The following is a 16,392-nucleotide window of genomic DNA, read 5'->3' on the forward strand; positions in this document are numbered from 1 at the left end:
TGTTCGTCGTCATCACAGCCCCGATAATAAACAGTTTGTTAACATTATATTAACTCAGCGTACCAGTTTATTAATTGTTCAGATTGCAGGTTGCGAAGCGCGTCACTCTTTTTTTTCGTTTTATCCGTAAAAAAACAGAGACAGCGGCTGAGCCGCTGTCTCTTTCCTAACAATAACAGTAACTTACTCAGTTACAATTGTTTGAACCTGTGCAGGGCCTGGATTGTACCAACCCCAGCCACCGTAGCCGTAACGATACGGATGCGGACCCCACATCCACGGATCGATTGGCTGTGGCGGCATCACCACCTGCTGGGCGATACGCCAGCGTTTATAGCCGTTCACCTGCATGGTCATAAATTTGTATGGCGTATTGCCGATTTTCCCCGCCACCGAACCGGTAATCGGCCCGACGACGGTCACCAGCTGCCCGCGGAAATCTACCGGATCGAGGAAGCCGCTGACGTCAGCGTAGATCCGCCCGCGCGAGGCTTCACCCAGAACAGGCCGTGCGCCGCTGTCCAGTGGAACGGTGGCAATCTCCAGCCGGGTTTTCCCCTGCTGGTTTAGCACTTCAACCACCTTGCCGCCAAAGCGCGCTTCCTGCCCGACATACAGCTCCGGAGCATTCATCACGCGTACCAGATCCTGCTGTGGCGTCGGGCTGGTGCCCTTGATCGCATCAGGAACGGTGACGCACCCGCTCAGTGCTATGGCAACCGCGCCTGCCATAAAAAAGCGTACAACTTTAGTCTGAACCGCCATGATGCGACTCCTTTTTCTCAGTTCCTGTTACTGAGATTCACTCGCGGCCAGGAAGTTTCTTCCACGCGACGGTGTTTCGTAAATAAACCGGCTCGGCGTGTTCAACGGCCACGGTTTTTCCTGCGGCAAGCTGCTGACAGGCAACAGGCAACATATCTTCGGCGGCAGGCAGGAGCATGTTACCGTCCACCAGCGTAAGGCCGGTGTCCTTCGCCATCTCAGGCCATGCCGGCCAGCCGGTTCCGACCGTCGCCCACTCTCCGGTGAGCTGTTTCAGGCGCTCGGTGACGGCTTCAGGTTTAAGCACGGCTTCCGACTCTTCGCCGTGCCAGACGCCGTTTTCGTCACGGGTGTACTCCGCCCAGTAGACTTCACCCATGCGGGCATCAATCGCGGCCAGCACGCGGCTGGCGCCGGTCATGCGCCAGGCACCCTGAGCCATGGTCGCAAGCGTTGAAACGCCGATCATCGGCAGGTCAGCGCCCAGCGCCAGCCCCTGCGCAATGCCAATCCCGATACGTACGCCCGTAAAGCTGCCCGGGCCACGGCCGTAGGCCAGCGCGTCGAGGTCAGTCAGGGCGGTGTTGCCCTCGGTTAAAATGGTTTTTACCAGGGGCAGAATACGTTGGGTGTGTTCCCGTGGGCACTCTTCGAAATGAGCAAAAGTCGTACCGTCGTTCCACAGGGCAACGGAACAGGCCTCTGTCGCGGTATCAATAGCCAGAATTCGCATCAGTCGTCGCGCTCTCGCAATGGTCAGTCACAAAATGGCGCGCATCTTAACACACTCCGGGAAGAATTACTCCGCCGTCGGGTTCGCCAGGAAGCGGACCGCGCGTTTAATATCCCGTGTGCGCGGCGCAGGCGGCAGGCTGGCGAGGAAGGTGGCGCCGTAGGGGCGCATCACCAGGCGATTGTCGCAGATCACCAGCACTCCGCGGTCGGTGACGTCGCGTATCAGTCGCCCTACCCCCTGTTTAAGCGTGATAACCGCGTCCGGCAACTGGACGTCGTCGAACGGATCGCCCCCGCGCAGACGGCAGTCCTCCATGCGTGCTTTCAGGAGCGGATCGTCCGGCGATGTGAATGGCAGCTTATCGATAATCACCAGCGAGAGCGTATCGCCGCGCACGTCCACCCCTTCCCAGAAGCTGCTGGTCGCCACCAGCAGGGCATTACCGGCGCTGACAAACTGCTGGAGCAGCTGGCCTTTGCTGGTTTCCCCCTGCAACAGCACCGGCAACGTCATGGTCGCGCGGAACTGCTCGGCCAGATCGCGCATCATGGCGTGAGAGGTGCAGAGCATAAAGCAGCGTCCGTTGTTGGCCTCAATCATCGGCTTTAGCATGGCCGCCAGATGGCGCGCCGCCCCTGGCTGGTTAGGCAGCGGCAGATTGCGTGGCACGCACAGCAGCGCCTGTTTCTCATAGTCGAACGGGCTTGGGAGGAGTAAGGATTCAGCCTGCTCAATGCCGAGACGCTCGGTAAAGTGGTGCAGATCGTCGTTGACCGACAGCGTGGCCGAGGTAAAGACCCAGGTGCCGGGCTTTTGCGCCATCACCTCTTTGAATTTATCGGCAACGGTCAGCGGCGTGAGCGCCAGGGTAAAGTGGCGCGAGGTACATTCATACCAGTAGCTGTAGCCCGGCTGGTTGATCTCTTTCAGCCGCTTCAGCCGCCCACGGTAGAGCGTGGCCCGCTCGAAGGCGGCGTCCAGCAGCGCTGAACGTCCGAGGGACAGCTTCGCCACGTCGTAACAGAGTTCAAGGGCATCATCGAGCAGCAGCAGCGCGCGCTGGATATTTTTGTCCGCGAGCAGTTCGCGCAGGTTGCCGCGATAGCCCGGCTCGCCAAGCTGTAAGCGGAAATCCTGTGCGCATTGCGCCAGGCGGTCCGCGCACTTCTGCAACTGCTGGGTATCTTTGAGCTCGGTGCGATAGGCAATGGTAATATCTTTCGCCAGATCCTGAAGCTGACGGCTGGAGAGCGACTGGCCAAAATACTGGCTGGCGATGTCCGGTAGCTGATGGGCTTCATCGAAGATCATCACCTCCGCCTCGGGGATTAGCTCGCCGAAACCACTGTCCTTGACCACCATATCCGCAAGAAACAGGTGATGGTTCACCACCACCACGTCGGCTTCCATCGCCGTTTTACGCGCTTTCACCACAAAGCAGTCTTTATACAGCGGGCAGTCGCTGCCGAGGCAGTTGTCGTTGGTGCTGGTCACCAGCGGCCAGGCCGGGGAGTCTTCCGGCACGCTCGCGCAGGTGCTGATGTCCCCCTCCTCCGTCTGGTTGGCCCAGGCGCGCAGGACGATCACATCGCTGAGTGTTTGTACCGGCAGGTCACCGCCCGCCAGTGCCTGCTGTTCGAGACGCTCCAGACACAGATAGTTAGAACGCCCTTTCAGCAAGGCCAGACGACCTTTGTATTTCAGCGCTTTCGCCACCGTGGGTAAGTCGCGGCTGTAGAGCTGATCCTGGAGCGCTTTTGATCCCGTAGAGATGATCACCTTTTTTTTCGCCCGCAACGCAGGAGCGAGGTAAGCGTAGGTTTTCCCCGTACCGGTGCCGGCCTCCACAACCAGCGGCTGCGCCTTGTCGATGGCGTGCGCGACGGCATGCGCCATCTGACGTTGGGGTTCGCGCGGTTTAAAACCGGGAATTGCCTGTGCTAACTGACCTTCAGGGGAAAAATCGTCTGCCACGGTGTTCTCTCACTGTATTTTTGCACAGGGATTATGTCAGCCCCTTCTCTCCGGTGCCACCCCAAATAGTGACGACGGCGGAACAATATGGCAGTCTTGCCGCCTGACGATGAAAGATAACGAGGATACGTTTATGACAATTACGCGCATTGATGCCGAAGCCCGCTGGTCTGATGTGGTGATCCACAACCAGACGCTGTACTACACCGGTGTCCCTGCCAATCTGGACGCCGACGCCTTCGAGCAAACCGCTAACACCCTGGCGCAGATCGACGCCGTACTGGAAAAACAGGGCAGCAATAAATCCCGCATTCTGGACGCGACGATTTTCCTGGCGAATAAAGACGACTTCGCGGAGATGAATAAAGCCTGGGATGCGTGGGTAGTGGCGGGTCACGCGCCTGTACGCTGCACCGTACAGGCCACGCTGATGAAACCGGAGTATAAGGTGGAGATTAAGATTATCGCGGCAGTTTAAGCCCGGTTATTCATCTTCATCTTCAAATCGCGCCACTATCCGCTCGCCGGTATGACTGGCGCGAATTTCCTGAGCGACGACGGTGATCGCTTCTCCGCTGCTCATACCCTGGCCCATCAGTTCCTGAATCCGCTCTACCGCTTTCTGCTGTTGGTCATGACTGAGAGAAGGTAAACCTGCAAACATCGTTAACTCCTGCTAAATTATTCGCGCTAATTATTTCACGCTACCCGGTAGTATGCCATACATGAACATGCGCTTCCCCACTGTTATGACCTTACCCTGGCGTGCAGACGCCGCCGAGTTCTGGTTTGCCCGTCTGAACCACCTTCCTTTTGCCATGCTGCTGCACTCCGGGCATGCGGATCACCCCTACAGCCGCTTTGATATTCTGGTGGCCGACCCGGTTAAAACGCTGACGACCGATGCGCTGTCACCCATGGACGATCCGCTGATGCGGCTTCAGAACGAGATCCATGCTCTGGGCTTATCTGCCACACCGGATCCGGATCTGCCTTTCCAGGGGGGCGCGCTGGGCCTGTTTGGTTACGATCTGGGTCGCCGTTTCGAAAAGCTGCCCGAGCATGCGCAGGCGGATATTTCCCTGCCGGATATGGCGGTGGGGCTGTATGACTGGGCGCTAATCGTGGATCACCGTAAGCAGACGGTTTCCCTGCTTAGCCACCGAGACGTGCAGGCGCGTCTGGCCTGGCTTGAGGCGCAACGGCCCGCCACAGCGGAACACTTTATGCTGACCTCCGGCTGGCACTCGAACATGAGCGCGGCGGAATATGCGGAAAAATTCTCTCGCGTGCAGGCGTATCTTCACAGCGGCGACTGTTATCAGGTCAACCTTGCCCAGCGTTTCCAGGCGGCGTACCGGGGAGACGAATGGCAGGCATTTACCCGCCTCAATGCCAGCAATAAGGCCCCGTTTAGCGCATTTTTACGCCTTGAACACGGCGCCATCCTCAGCCTTTCGCCTGAGCGTTTTATTCATCTGGCTGACGGTATTATTCAGACCCGCCCGATCAAGGGCACCCTGCCGCGCCTTGCCGATGCTAACGCCGACCGCCAGCAGGCGGAGACGCTGGCGGCCTCGCCGAAAGATCGCGCTGAAAACCTGATGATTGTCGATCTGATGCGCAATGATATTGGCCGCGTCGCCGAGCCGGGCAGCGTGCGCGTGCCGGAGCTGTTCGTTGTGGAGCCTTTCCCGGCGGTACATCATCTGGTCAGTACTATCACTGCACGCCTGCCGGCCTCGCGGACCGCCTGCGATCTGCTCCGCGCCGCGTTTCCGGGCGGCTCCATCACCGGCGCGCCGAAGGTCCGCGCGATGGAGATCATCGACGAACTGGAACCGCATCGCCGCAACGCCTGGTGCGGCAGCATCGGCTATGTGAGCCTGTGCGGAACCATGGATACCAGCATCACTATTCGCACCCTGACGGCCTGCGACGGTAACCTTTACTGTTCCGCAGGCGGCGGCATTGTAGCCGACAGCCAGGCCGGGGCGGAATATCAGGAAACCTTTGATAAAGTGAATCGTATCCTGAAACAACTGGAGAACTCACGGTGAAGAAAGACAACCTGACGCTGGATGATTTTCTGTCGCGCTTTCAGCTTCTGCGGCCCCAGGTTAACCGCGCCGCGCTGAATCAACGTCAGGCGGCGGTACTGATCCCGCTCGTGCGTCGTGAACAGCCGGGTCTGTTGCTTACCCAGCGCTCACCGCATATGCGAAAACACGCCGGTCAGGTTGCGTTTCCGGGCGGCGCGGTGGACAGCACCGATGCTTCCCTGATTGCCGCCGCGCTGCGCGAAGCGCATGAGGAGGTGGCGATCCCCCCGGAGGCGGTCGAGGTAATTGGCGTGCTGCCGCCAGTGGACAGCGTAACCGGTTTTCAGGTCACGCCGGTCGTCGGCATTATTCCGCCCGATCTTCAGTATCACGCCAGCGTCGATGAAGTTTCAGCGGTGTTCGAAATGCCGCTTGAAGAGGCCCTTCGTCTGGGCCGCTATCATCCTCTGGATATTCACCGCCGCGGGCACGATCATCGGGTCTGGCTGTCGTGGTATCAGCATTATTTTGTCTGGGGCATGACGGCAGGCATCATTCGTGAGCTTGCGCTACAAATCGGCCTGAAGCCTTGACTATACTTTACATTCCACCCTTTTCTGGCAGGTTTGCGATCGGCGTCGCGCTATTAGCTAAACCATCGTTAACCATTAGTTTAATTCATGTGAATAGTTAAGCCGAGGTTAGTGTTCCCTCTTACACTATGCGCAGTTATAACATCGTTACTGGAACCCCAGTAACCCTGTCAGGAGTGTGAAAGTGATTAGTATATTCGACATGTTCAAAGTGGGGATTGGTCCATCTTCTTCCCACACTGTAGGGCCGATGAAGGCCGGTAAACAGTTCGTCGATGATCTGGTCGAAAAAGGATTACTGGAAAGCGTTACCCGTGTCGCCGTAGACGTTTACGGTTCACTGTCATTAACGGGTAAAGGCCACCACACCGATATCGCCATTATTATGGGTCTGGCGGGTAATATGCCGGACACAGTTGATATTGATGCCATTCCGGCATTTATCCGCGACGTGGAAACGCGCGGTCGTCTGCTGCTGGCTAACGGTCAGCACGAAGTGGACTTCCCGCAGGATGACGGGATGCGTTTTCGTAGCGACAACCTGCCGCTGCATGAAAACGGTATGACCATCCACGCCTGGAGCGGCGAAAAAGAGATCTACAGTAAAACCTACTACTCCATCGGCGGCGGCTTTATCGTTGACGAAGAACACTTTGGCAAAGAGAGCGCGGGCGATGTGAATGTGCCCTATCCGTTTAAATCTGCCACCGAGATGTTGGCCTATTGCAAAGAGACCGGTCTCTCCCTCTCCGGCATGGTGATGCAGAACGAACTGGCGCTGCACAGCAAGAAAGAGATCGAAGACTATTTTGCTAACGTGTGGCAAACCATGCGCGCCTGTATTGACCGCGGGATGAACACCGAGGGGGTTCTGCCTGGGCCACTGCGTGTGCCGCGTCGTGCCTCTGCGCTTCGCCGTATGCTGGTCACCACCGACAAGTTCTCCAATGACCCTATGAATGTGGTTGACTGGGTGAACATGTTTGCGCTGGCGGTTAACGAAGAGAACGCAGCGGGTGGTCGCGTGGTGACGGCGCCAACCAACGGCGCGTGCGGTATCGTTCCGGCGGTATTGGCCTACTACGATCACTTTATTGAGCCCGTGACACCGGAGATCTATATCCGTTATTTCCTCGCGGCAGGCGCTATCGGCGCGCTGTACAAGATGAATGCCTCCATCTCCGGTGCCGAAGTAGGCTGTCAGGGTGAAGTGGGCGTGGCCTGCTCTATGGCGGCGGCCGGTCTGGCGGAACTGCTGGGCGCAAGCCCTGAGCAGGTGTGCGTGGCGGCGGAAATCGGCATGGAGCACAACCTCGGTCTGACCTGTGACCCGGTTGCCGGCCAGGTGCAGGTACCGTGCATTGAGCGTAACGCCATCGCCTCCGTCAAAGCGATCAACGCCTCGCGTATGGCGATGCGCCGTACCAGCGAGCCACGCGTGTCACTGGATAAGGTTATTGAAACCATGTACGAAACCGGCAAGGACATGAACGCGAAGTACCGTGAGACTTCGCGCGGCGGTCTGGCCATTAAGGTGCAGTGCGACTAAACCTTCCTTTTCGCCCATCTGCAACAGATGGGCGAATTTTCCCACCGCCTCTCGTCGCTTCACGTTTTCCCCACTACACTGTCACTGTTGCGTCTGGCTTTTCCGGCCGGTGCTTATCAGGCGACCGTTCATGCAAACTGCACAAACGATCATTAAAGACTATCGCCGAAAACGCGTTATCGTCTGTGTTACGGTTGCGCTCGTTACGCTCGTCCTGACGCTGGGCATTCGCTTTATTTCACAGCGCAACATTAATCAGGATCGGATCCACGACTTTACTCACCACACCGTGCGTGCGCTTGATAAGGTGCTTCTTGCGTTAGAAACCCAGCGTGAAACTCTACGTTTTCTGGTTGATATGCCCTGCGCTGAAGCGAATCCGATTCTGCGAAAACAGGCGGCGATCCTCCAGACCGTGCGCTCCATCGCCCTCGTCAAAGACGGAATACTGTATTGCTCGAGCGTATTTGGCAGCCGAAATATGCCCGTCAGTGACATTGAGCCGATGCTTCCGTCCAGTGAACCCAGGCTGATCTTGTTGACCGATCGGTGGCTGTTAAAGGGCAGTCCGGTACTGATTCAGTGGTCACCCCTTGCGGGCGACGGCAGTGACGGGTTGATGGAGGTAGTGAATATCGATCTCATCACCAAAATGATTCTGGAGCCACAGCGGCCACAAATCACCGACGTGGTCCTGAGAGTAGGCGATAATTTTCTCCGCGACGGGCAGCAGGTGACGAATACGCCGACCTTCGATGAACACGCCTCCCTGCTGGAACAGTCTTCACAGCACTACCCTTTCAGCGTCACGGTCAGCGGCCCGGGGGCAGGCCAAATGGCATTGAAAAATCTGCCCACCCAGCTACCGCTGGCGTTGATGCTCAGTTTACTGATGGGCTATATCGCCTGGCTTGCCACGGCGCGACGCATAAGTTTCACCTGGGAAATTAATATGGGGATTGCTGCCCGGGAGTTTGAACTCTTCTGCCAGCCGCTGGTAAACGCCCGCACCCGGGAATGCGTTGGCGTCGAGATCCTCCTGCGCTGGAACAACCCGCATCAGGGCTGGATTTCTCCCGATGTCTTTATCCCCCTGGCTGAAGAACATAGCCTGATTGTTCCGCTTACCCGCTACGTCATCAGCGAAACGGTGCGGCAGATAGGCTTTTTCCCGGCCTCACGGGATTTCCATATTGGCATCAACGTGGCCGCCAGCCATTTTCGCCGCGCTGCGCTGATCCGGGATCTTAACCGCATCTGGTTTAAGGCGAACCCTGTTCAAAAGTTGATTGTAGAGTTAACCGAACGCGATGCGTTGCTCGATGTGGATTACCGCATCGTGCGGGAGCTGCATCGCAAAGGGGTGAAGCTTGCGATTGATGATTTTGGTACGGGCAATAGTTCTCTTTCGTGGCTTGAAAAACTTCACCCGGACGTGCTGAAAATTGATAAATCCTTCACCACCGCGATCGGCACCGACGCCGTGAACTCAACGGTAACGGATATTATTATTGCGCTGGGCCAGAGGTTGAATATTGAACTGGTTGCAGAAGGGGTTGAAACCGAGGAGCAGTCACGCTATTTGCGCCGCCACAGCGTACATATTTTGCAGGGGTACTTGTATGCGCGGCCGATGCCGCTGCGGGAGTTTCCGAAATGGCTGGCGGAAAGTAACCCTCCGCCAGCCCGTCACAACGGACACATCGTGCCTTTATTGCCGTTACGCTAGATAGCGTTACTCTTCTTCGTCGTGTACAGAGTGCTCTTTAACAATACGAACCATATCAACGCGATAGTCGTTGGCTTCAACGATGGTAATTTGCAGCGGCGGCAGCTCAAGCACATCACCGATACGCGGGATCTGCCCGTTAACGGCAATCACCAGCCCCGCTACCGTGGCGATGTCTTCATCGTCATTGACCACGTTTTCGACGCCCAGCGTGTGCGAGAGCGCATGCAGGTCGGTGGTGCCTTTCACCAGCCAGCCGTCACCGTCGGCAACGATTTCTGGCGTTTCATCCGCATCAGGGAATTCACCGGCAATGGCTTCCAGCACGTCCAGCGGCGTTACCAGACCTTGTACCACACCAAATTCGTTGGTGACGATAACAAAGCTCCCGCGAGCACGACGCAACACGCCCAGCAGGTTAATCGGATCCAGCGTCTCCGGCACCACGATGGCAGGCGACGCGGCCGCTACGGCCTCGACGTTGACGCCCTCTTCCAGCGCCACGAGCATCTCTTTCGCGCGCACCACACCGATGATCTCATCCAGCTCGCCCCGACAGACCGGGAACAGGCTGTGCGGCGAGGAGAGCAGCTGCTGGCGAATTTCGTCGACGCTCAGGTTGGCGTCCACCCAGCTGATTTCACCGCGCGGCGTCATAATGCCGCGCAGGGAGCGGGAGGCCAGCGAAAGCACGCCGTTGATCATGTAGCGTTCTTCTTCCACAAACGCGCCTTCCGGCACCGGAACCGGGTTACGGTTCTCGTTATCCGCCTGCACGTTCACCTGACGACGCCCGCCCATCAGGCGCAGGATCGCATCGGCGGTACGCGCGCGCAGCGGCTGATTCGACTGCTGCTTAATGAAGTTACGGCGCGCAATCTGGTTAAACAGCTCGATCAGAATCGAGAAGCCAATCGCGGCGTACAGGTAGCCTTTCGGTATATGGAAACCAAAACCTTCTGCCACCAGGCTCAGACCAATCATCAACAGGAAACTCAGACACAGCACGACGACCGTCGGATGTTGGTTGACGAAACGCGTCAGCGGTTTCGACGCCAGCAGCATTACCGCCATCGCAATCACAACCGCCGCCATCATCACTGGCAGATGGTTCACCATGCCAACCGCTGTAATCACCGCATCCAGTGAGAAGACCGCATCAAGCACCACAATCTGCAGGACCACCACCCAGAAGCTGGCATACCCCTTACCGTGACCATCATCATGCTGCCGGTTCTCCAGCCGTTCATGCAGCTCTGTTGTAGCTTTGAACAGCAGGAAAAGCCCCCCCACCAGCATGATTAAATCACGGCCGGAGAAGGTGAAATCCATGACGGTGAACAGAGGCTTAGTCAGCGTAACCATCCACGAGATCACGGACAGCAGGCCCAGTCGCATGATCAGCGCCAGCGAGAGGCCGATCAGACGGGCTTTATCACGCTGTTTCGGCGGCAGCTTATCCGCAAGGATGGCAATAAACACCAGGTTATCAATACCGAGAACGATCTCCAGCACGACCAGCGTAAGCAAGCCTACCCAGATTGACGGGTCCATTAAGAATTCCATGACACGCTCCTGCTAAAGGAATGACAAAACGGTGCCCCGCTAATTTCGGGCATTTCAAAGGGAATGGGGGTCGATGCGTGGCGAAGGTCGCCGGTGAATAAGGCGCGGGATGGCCTGGAAGATGACTGACGTCGGTGACGGTCCATATAGTGGGCTGTAGCCCTATACTCCTGAATAATTAAACGGACGCTAAACATATCAGAGACAATGGGTTTTTAGCAAAGATTTACGTTCCTTTGCAAACTTCTGTAACACACGTGGTTTATCTTACAGAAAAATCTGTAAGGCGTAGCTAAATTACGGATCTTCATCACATAAATTATTTTTTCACTATCTAAAATAATTCGCGGAAGTCTTGGTTTTTTAGAACTCTAACCCTTATCTGAATCGATTCGGTTCGCCAATACGATTCTCAGTACGCCTGCCTGGCAGACGTATAAATGATAATAATAGGAGGTAGCAAGTGACCATTGCTATTGTCATAGGCACACATGGTTGGGCTGCGGAGCAGTTACTCAAAACGGCAGAAATGCTGTTGGGCGAGCAGGAAAACGTCGGCTGGATCGATTTCGTTCCCGGTGAAAACGCCGAGACGCTGATTGAAAAGTACACTGCTCAGCTTGAGAAGCTGGATACCAGCAAAGGCGTGCTGTTTCTCGTGGATACATGGGGCGGCAGCCCGTTCAACGCTGCCAGCCGCATTGTCGTCGATAAAGAGCATTATGAAGTCGTCGCCGGGGTAAATATCCCAATGTTGGTGGAAACCTTCATGGCGCGTGACGACAACCCAGGCTTTGACGAGCTGGTGGCGCTGGCGGTGGAAACCGGTCGCGAAGGCGTGAAGGCGCTGAAAGCACAGCCGGTTGAAAAACCTGCCCCTGCCCCTGCTGCACCAAAAGCCGCGGCACCGGCGAAGCCAATGGGTCCGAACGATTACATGGTTATCGGCCTTGCGCGTATTGATGACCGTCTGATCCACGGCCAGGTGGCGACGCGCTGGACCAAAGAGACCAACGTACAACGCATCATCGTGGTCAGTGACGAAGTGGCCGCCGACACTGTCCGTAAAACCCTTCTTACCCAGGTTGCACCGCCGGGCGTCACCGCGCACGTCGTGGATGTCGCCAAAATGATCCGCGTTTACAACAACCCGAAATATGCGGGCGAACGCGTGATGCTTCTGTTCACCAACCCGACAGACGTTGAACGCATTGTTGAAGGCGGCGTGAAAATCACCTCCGTTAACATTGGCGGTATGGCTTTCCGTCAGGGCAAAACGCAGGTCAACAACGCGATTTCAGTGGATGCGAAAGATATCGAGGCCTTCAACAAGCTGAATGCACGCGGTATCGAGCTGGAAGCCCGTAAGGTTTCCACGGATCAGAAACTGAAAATGATGGATTTGATCGGCAAAGTGGGGAAATAAGCCCGGGCCGGTTTTTCATATAGAGCTTATGTAATAGGAGAAGTGCAATGGAGATTACTACTCTTCAGATTGTGCTGGTGTTCATCGTCGCGTGTATTGCGGGTATGGAGTCCGTACTTGATGAATTTCAGTTCCACCGCCCTCTGGTGGCCTGTACGTTGATTGGCGCCGTTCTCGGTGACATGAAAACCGGTATCATCATCGGTGGTACCCTGGAAATGATCGCCCTCGGCTGGATGAACATCGGTGCGGCAGTTGCGCCAGATGCCGCGCTGGCGTCCATTATTTCGACCGTTCTGGTCATCGCCGGTCATCAGAGTATCGGTGCCGGTATCGCGCTGGCCATTCCACTGGCCGCGGCAGGCCAGGTGCTGACCATCATTGTTCGTACCATCACCGTTGCCTTCCAGCACGCGGCGGATAAGGCGGCCGATAACGGCAACCTGACAGCGCTCTCCTGGATCCACGTCTCGTCCTTGTTCCTGCAGGCGATGCGTATCGCTATTCCGGCCGTTATCGTGGCGATTTCCGTTGGGACCAGTGAAGTTCAAAGTATGCTGAACGCCATACCAGAAGTGGTCACCGGCGGCCTGAATATCGCGGGCGGTATGATTGTGGTCGTAGGTTACGCGATGGTCATCAACATGATGCGCGCAGGCTATCTGATGCCGTTCTTCTACCTTGGCTTCGTTACCGCTGCATTCACCAACTTCAACCTGGTTGCGCTGGGTGTGATTGGTGCGGTGATGGCGATTCTTTATATCCAGCTCAGCCCGAAATACCACCGTGTCGCGGGTGCCCCTGCGCAGGCTGCTGGTAACAACGATCTCGATAACGAACTGGACTAACAGGTGAGCGAAATGGTTGATATGACAAAAACTACCACTGAGAAAAAACTCACTCCGGGTGATATTCGTGGCGTGTTCATCCGTTCTAACCTGTTTCAGGGTTCATGGAACTTCGAACGTATGCAGGCGCTCGGCTTCTGCTTCTCCATGGTGCCGGCAATCAAACGCCTGTATCCGGAAAACAACGAAGCACGCCGTCAGGCAATTAAGCGTCACCTGGAATTCTTCAACACTCACCCTTACGTAGCGGCGCCTGTTCTGGGCGTAACGCTGGCGATGGAAGAGCAGCGTGCAAACGGGGCTGAGATCGACGATGGTGCTATCAACGGTATTAAAGTCGGTCTGATGGGGCCGCTGGCAGGCGTGGGCGACCCGATCTTCTGGGGTACCGTGCGTCCGGTCTTTGCGGCACTGGGCGCCGGGATCGCCATGAGCGGCAGTCTGCTTGGTCCCCTGCTGTTCTTTATCCTGTTCAACGCGGTGCGTCTGCTGACCCGCTACTACGGCGTGGCATACGGTTACCGTAAAGGGGTGGATATCGTTAAGGATATGGGCGGCGGCTTCCTGCAAAAACTGACTGAGGGGGCGTCAATCCTCGGCCTGTTTGTAATGGGGGCTTTGGTTAACAAGTGGACGCACGTGAACATCCCGCTGGTGGTATCGACGATCACCGGTCAGGATGGTCAGACGCGCGTCACCACCGTGCAGACCATTCTGGACCAGCTGATGCCTGGCCTGGTACCGCTGCTGTTAACCTTCGCCTGTATGTGGCTGCTGCGTAAGAAAGTGAACCCGCTTTGGATCATCGTTGGCTTCTTCGTCATCGGTATCGCGGGCTACGCCGTCGGCCTGCTGGGTCTGTAATAAAATGCGTTACCGACCGGGGGCTTGCCCCCGGTCTTTTTATCTGGAGGATGAATGACTGTCACGGACACCGTACTGGTTTTATTTATTGTTGCCCTTCTGGCTTACGCGATCTATGACGAGTTCATTATGCCTCGCCGCCACGGCGAGACGCTGCTGACCCTTCCCCTCTTACGCCGTGGGCGCATTGATGCGTTTATCTTCGCCGGTCTGGTAGTCATCCTGATTTACAATAATGTGACCAGCCACGGCGCAATATTAACCACATGGTTATTATGTGCGCTGGCATTAATGGCGATTTACCTGTTCTGGATCCGCTCGCCAAAACTCATTTTTAAAAAACACGGATTCTTCTTCGCCAATGTCTGGATAGAATATAACCGCATTAAAGAGATGAATTTATCCGAAGACGGAGTTCTGGTGATGCAATTAGAACAACGCCGCCTGCTCATTCGGGTCAAAAATATTGACGACCTGGAAAAAATCTACAAATTACTCCTTAAAACTCAATGAATTAATTTTATAGCATCGGCTATGTATTGTATTATTCTCAAACCAGCAATATAGCCGATGCTATATCTCCCCTGCGAATTAACTTATATTTATTAACGATACTTTCACGCATAAACCTAAATGAAAATCGTTATCAATATAGTGGCTATATAAAGCCATCTTCGTTGTTGTTTTATATTCTCAAAATATGTTAAGGTTGCGCCCGTCGTTGGGGAGTAGCCGATTTCCTGCCTGCGGGAAATGTACGTGTCAACATACTCGTTGCAAAACGTGGCGCGTACGGATCGTTTTCAGCACACTTACTGTGCCAAAAGCGATCAGGCGAGACCATAGATACATCAACTGCTGTTTACTGGGGGCAGTGATGTGTCATATGGATATCCCCGGTCTGGACGCACTTATGAATATCTCCGCTACGATCCTTCTGGCTTTTGGCATGTCCATGGACGCATTTGCCGCCTCTATCGGTAAAGGTGCCACCCTCCATAAACCTAAATTTTCCGAAGCCCTGCGCACCGGTCTCATCTTTGGCGCAATCGAAACGCTGACGCCGCTTATTGGCTGGGGTCTGGGGATGCTCGCCAGCCAGTTTGTGCTGGAGTGGAACCACTGGATCGCCTTCGTGCTGCTGGTGTTCCTCGGCGGACGCATGGTAATTGAAGGTTTTCGTGGCAACAGCGATGAAGATGATGCGCCGCTGCAACGCCACGGCTTCTGGCTTCTGGTGACAACCGCTATCGCAACCAGCCTGGACGCAATGGCCGTCGGTGTCGGTCTGGCGTTTTTGCAGGTCAATATTATCGCCACCGCGCTGGCGATTGGCTGCGCCACGCTGATTATGTCAACGCTGGGGATGATGGTGGGGCGGTTCATTGGCCCGCTGTTAGGCAAACGCGCCGAAATTCTGGGCGGTATCGTGTTGATCGGAATTGGTGCCCAAATACTCTGGGCACACTTCGCGGGTTAATCTTCGCGCTGCCAGCAATGGATGCTGAAATCCGTCTGGCAGCGAAATTCTGTCTGTGCTGCCAGCGTTTCCCACACCTCTGGTTTTGCCCGCCACGCAAACGGCGTCATTTGCAGTAACGCCACCGCTTCACTTCCCTGCAACGTCATCTCATACGCCACTGACTGCGCCTGCTTTAACGCGAAGCCCGCCAGCTGTTCAGAGTGCGGCGCATGCAGGTGAACTTCATCATAGATCAGCCCTTTTAGCTCCAGCAGATGACGCGGTCCCGGCGTAACGGTGATAACCCACCCGCCGGGCTTAACGACGCGCGCCAGCTCCTCTGCCTTGCACGGGGCATAGATACGCACTACGGCGTCCATACTCGCTTCCTCAAACGGCAGGCGGTGGCTGGAGGCCACGCAGAACGTTACCGCTGAGTAGCGTTTTGCTGCTGCACGGATAGCCACTTTCGACACGTCCAGCCCGTAAGTTTCGGCGCCCTTCCCAGCCGCGACGTCAGCAAACGTGGCGGTGTAGTAGCCCTCACCGCAGCCGATATCCAGCATGGCGGATGCGCCTTCTGTCAGATATTGACGGAGTAAGTCGACAACGGCATCCCTGAGCGGTTGATAGTGTCCGGCGTCAAGAAACGCCCGGCGCGCCTGCATCATCTCCGCGCTGTCACCCGGATCCCGGGAGCGCTTGTGCTGTACCGGCAGAAGATTGACATAGCCCTCTTTAGCCCGGTCAAACTGATGTCCCAGTGGACAGATAAACGTTTTCTCCGCGCGCGTCAGCGGCGCGTGGCAAAGGGGACAACTGAAAGACATGACAGCTC

At 56.1% G+C, this 16,392-nt stretch carries 16 protein-coding genes; 10 read left to right on the forward strand and 6 right to left on the reverse strand.

What is annotated here, in order from left to right:
• Positions 1-183 precede the first annotated feature (183 nt).
• The 3 genes from ACQG11_RS25265 to ACQG11_RS25275 form a co-directional block, all read right to left on the reverse strand.
• The gene (locus tag ACQG11_RS25265; protein WP_023300347.1) at positions 184-765 is read right to left on the reverse strand and encodes a Slp family lipoprotein; all 582 of its coding nucleotides are present in this window, start codon (positions 763-765) and stop codon (positions 184-186) included.
• 37 nt (positions 766-802) lie between these two features.
• Positions 803-1,498, reverse strand: coding sequence for a tRNA (adenosine(37)-N6)-threonylcarbamoyltransferase complex dimerization subunit type 1 TsaB (tsaB, locus tag ACQG11_RS25270; RefSeq protein WP_023300348.1), 696 nt, complete (start codon positions 1,496-1,498; stop codon positions 803-805).
• A gap of 66 nt (positions 1,499-1,564) precedes the next feature.
• Complete coding sequence (locus ACQG11_RS25275) at positions 1,565-3,475, reverse strand: ATP-dependent DNA helicase (RefSeq protein WP_023300349.1); 1,911 nt, start codon at positions 3,473-3,475, stop codon at positions 1,565-1,567.
• A 133-nt stretch (positions 3,476-3,608) separates the two neighbouring features.
• On the opposite strand from ACQG11_RS25275, the gene ACQG11_RS25280 reads away from it, so the two are divergent.
• Positions 3,609-3,953 (forward strand): RidA family protein, encoded by a 345-nt coding sequence (locus ACQG11_RS25280; RefSeq protein WP_023300350.1) that lies wholly within the window; start codon positions 3,609-3,611, stop codon positions 3,951-3,953.
• A gap of 6 nt (positions 3,954-3,959) precedes the next feature.
• Here the strand turns inward: ACQG11_RS25280 and ACQG11_RS25285 are convergent, their stop codons facing one another.
• A complete protein-coding gene (locus ACQG11_RS25285; RefSeq protein WP_022648441.1) occupies positions 3,960-4,139 on the reverse strand; it encodes a YoaH family protein in 180 nt (59 codons plus the stop codon).
• Positions 4,140-4,200: 61 nt separating this feature from the next.
• Here ACQG11_RS25285 and pabB point away from each other — a divergent pair, with 61 nt between their 5' ends.
• From pabB to ACQG11_RS25305, 4 genes are all read left to right on the forward strand, one after another.
• Positions 4,201-5,535 (forward strand): aminodeoxychorismate synthase component 1, encoded by a 1,335-nt coding sequence (gene pabB, locus ACQG11_RS25290; RefSeq protein ID WP_045308315.1) that lies wholly within the window; start codon positions 4,201-4,203, stop codon positions 5,533-5,535.
• Positions 5,532-6,110 carry a CoA pyrophosphatase gene (locus ACQG11_RS25295; RefSeq protein ID WP_426728922.1) on the forward strand — a complete coding sequence of 193 codons (579 nt, stop codon included), beginning with the start codon at positions 5,532-5,534 and terminating at the stop codon, positions 6,108-6,110. Before pabB ends, ACQG11_RS25295 begins: the two co-directional genes overlap by 4 nt.
• Positions 6,111-6,294: 184 nt before the next feature.
• Positions 6,295-7,659 carry an L-serine ammonia-lyase gene (sdaA, locus tag ACQG11_RS25300; RefSeq protein ID WP_022648444.1) on the forward strand — a complete coding sequence of 455 codons (1,365 nt, stop codon included), beginning with the start codon at positions 6,295-6,297 and terminating at the stop codon, positions 7,657-7,659.
• A gap of 130 nt (positions 7,660-7,789) precedes the next feature.
• Positions 7,790-9,388: an EAL domain-containing protein gene (locus ACQG11_RS25305; protein ID WP_426728923.1), complete on the forward strand. Its 1,599-nt coding sequence runs from the start codon at positions 7,790-7,792 to the stop codon at positions 9,386-9,388.
• Between the two features lie 6 nt (positions 9,389-9,394).
• Here ACQG11_RS25305 and yoaE read toward each other — a convergent pair whose 3' ends face one another.
• A complete protein-coding gene (gene yoaE, locus ACQG11_RS25310) occupies positions 9,395-10,954 on the reverse strand; it encodes a CNNM family cation transport protein YoaE (protein ID WP_023300354.1) in 1,560 nt (519 codons plus the stop codon).
• A 463-nt stretch (positions 10,955-11,417) separates the two neighbouring features.
• Here yoaE and manX point away from each other — a divergent pair, with 463 nt between their 5' ends.
• From manX to mntP, 5 genes are all read left to right on the forward strand, one after another.
• Entirely contained in the window at positions 11,418-12,380 is a 963-nt protein-coding gene (gene manX / locus ACQG11_RS25315) for a PTS mannose transporter subunit IIAB (protein ID WP_022651434.1), read from the forward strand.
• Between the two features lie 47 nt (positions 12,381-12,427).
• On the forward strand, positions 12,428-13,228 hold the full coding sequence (gene manY / locus ACQG11_RS25320) for a PTS mannose transporter subunit IIC (protein WP_426728924.1): 801 nt from the start codon (positions 12,428-12,430) through the stop codon (positions 13,226-13,228).
• A gap of 12 nt (positions 13,229-13,240) precedes the next feature.
• Positions 13,241-14,092, forward strand: coding sequence for a PTS mannose transporter subunit IID (locus ACQG11_RS25325; protein ID WP_006810994.1), 852 nt, complete (start codon positions 13,241-13,243; stop codon positions 14,090-14,092).
• 54 nt (positions 14,093-14,146) lie between these two features.
• Positions 14,147-14,605 carry a DUF986 family protein gene (locus tag ACQG11_RS25330; protein ID WP_022648449.1) on the forward strand — a complete coding sequence of 153 codons (459 nt, stop codon included), beginning with the start codon at positions 14,147-14,149 and terminating at the stop codon, positions 14,603-14,605.
• A 400-nt stretch (positions 14,606-15,005) separates the two neighbouring features.
• Complete coding sequence (gene mntP / locus ACQG11_RS25335) at positions 15,006-15,572, forward strand: manganese efflux pump MntP (protein WP_032622454.1); 567 nt, start codon at positions 15,006-15,008, stop codon at positions 15,570-15,572.
• On the opposite strand, the gene rlmA is transcribed toward mntP, so the two are convergent.
• Positions 15,569-16,384 carry a 23S rRNA (guanine(745)-N(1))-methyltransferase gene (gene rlmA, locus ACQG11_RS25340; RefSeq protein ID WP_023306472.1) on the reverse strand — a complete coding sequence of 272 codons (816 nt, stop codon included), beginning with the start codon at positions 16,382-16,384 and terminating at the stop codon, positions 15,569-15,571. The two genes, mntP and rlmA, sit on opposite strands and share 4 nt — an antisense overlap.
• Between the last annotated feature and the right edge of the window lie 8 nt (positions 16,385-16,392).

Source organism: Enterobacter cloacae complex sp. 372C4, from assembly GCF_050030615.1.
GTDB classification, from domain to species: Bacteria; Pseudomonadota; Gammaproteobacteria; order Enterobacterales; family Enterobacteriaceae; genus Enterobacter; species Enterobacter intestinihominis.

Coding starts and splice junctions, on each gene's coding strand:
- manY (WP_426728924.1), top strand. CDS start 12,428: ATGGAGATTACTACTCTTCAGATTGTGCTGGTGTTCATCGTCGCGTGT.
- ACQG11_RS25280 (WP_023300350.1), top strand. CDS start 3,609: ATGACAATTACGCGCATTGATGCCGAAGCCCGCTGGTCTGATGTGGTG.
- ACQG11_RS25330 (WP_022648449.1), top strand. CDS start 14,147: ATGACTGTCACGGACACCGTACTGGTTTTATTTATTGTTGCCCTTCTG.
- ACQG11_RS25325 (WP_006810994.1), top strand. CDS start 13,241: ATGGTTGATATGACAAAAACTACCACTGAGAAAAAACTCACTCCGGGT.
- ACQG11_RS25285 (WP_022648441.1), bottom strand. CDS start 4,139: ATGTTTGCAGGTTTACCTTCTCTCAGTCATGACCAACAGCAGAAAGCG.
- ACQG11_RS25305 (WP_426728923.1), top strand. CDS start 7,790: ATGCAAACTGCACAAACGATCATTAAAGACTATCGCCGAAAACGCGTT.
- rlmA (WP_023306472.1), bottom strand. CDS start 16,384: ATGTCTTTCAGTTGTCCCCTTTGCCACGCGCCGCTGACGCGCGCGGAG.
- yoaE (WP_023300354.1), bottom strand. CDS start 10,954: ATGGAATTCTTAATGGACCCGTCAATCTGGGTAGGCTTGCTTACGCTG.
- pabB (WP_045308315.1), top strand. CDS start 4,201: ATGAACATGCGCTTCCCCACTGTTATGACCTTACCCTGGCGTGCAGAC.
- ACQG11_RS25265 (WP_023300347.1), bottom strand. CDS start 765: ATGGCGGTTCAGACTAAAGTTGTACGCTTTTTTATGGCAGGCGCGGTT.
- mntP (WP_032622454.1), top strand. CDS start 15,006: ATGAATATCTCCGCTACGATCCTTCTGGCTTTTGGCATGTCCATGGAC.
- tsaB (WP_023300348.1), bottom strand. CDS start 1,498: ATGCGAATTCTGGCTATTGATACCGCGACAGAGGCCTGTTCCGTTGCC.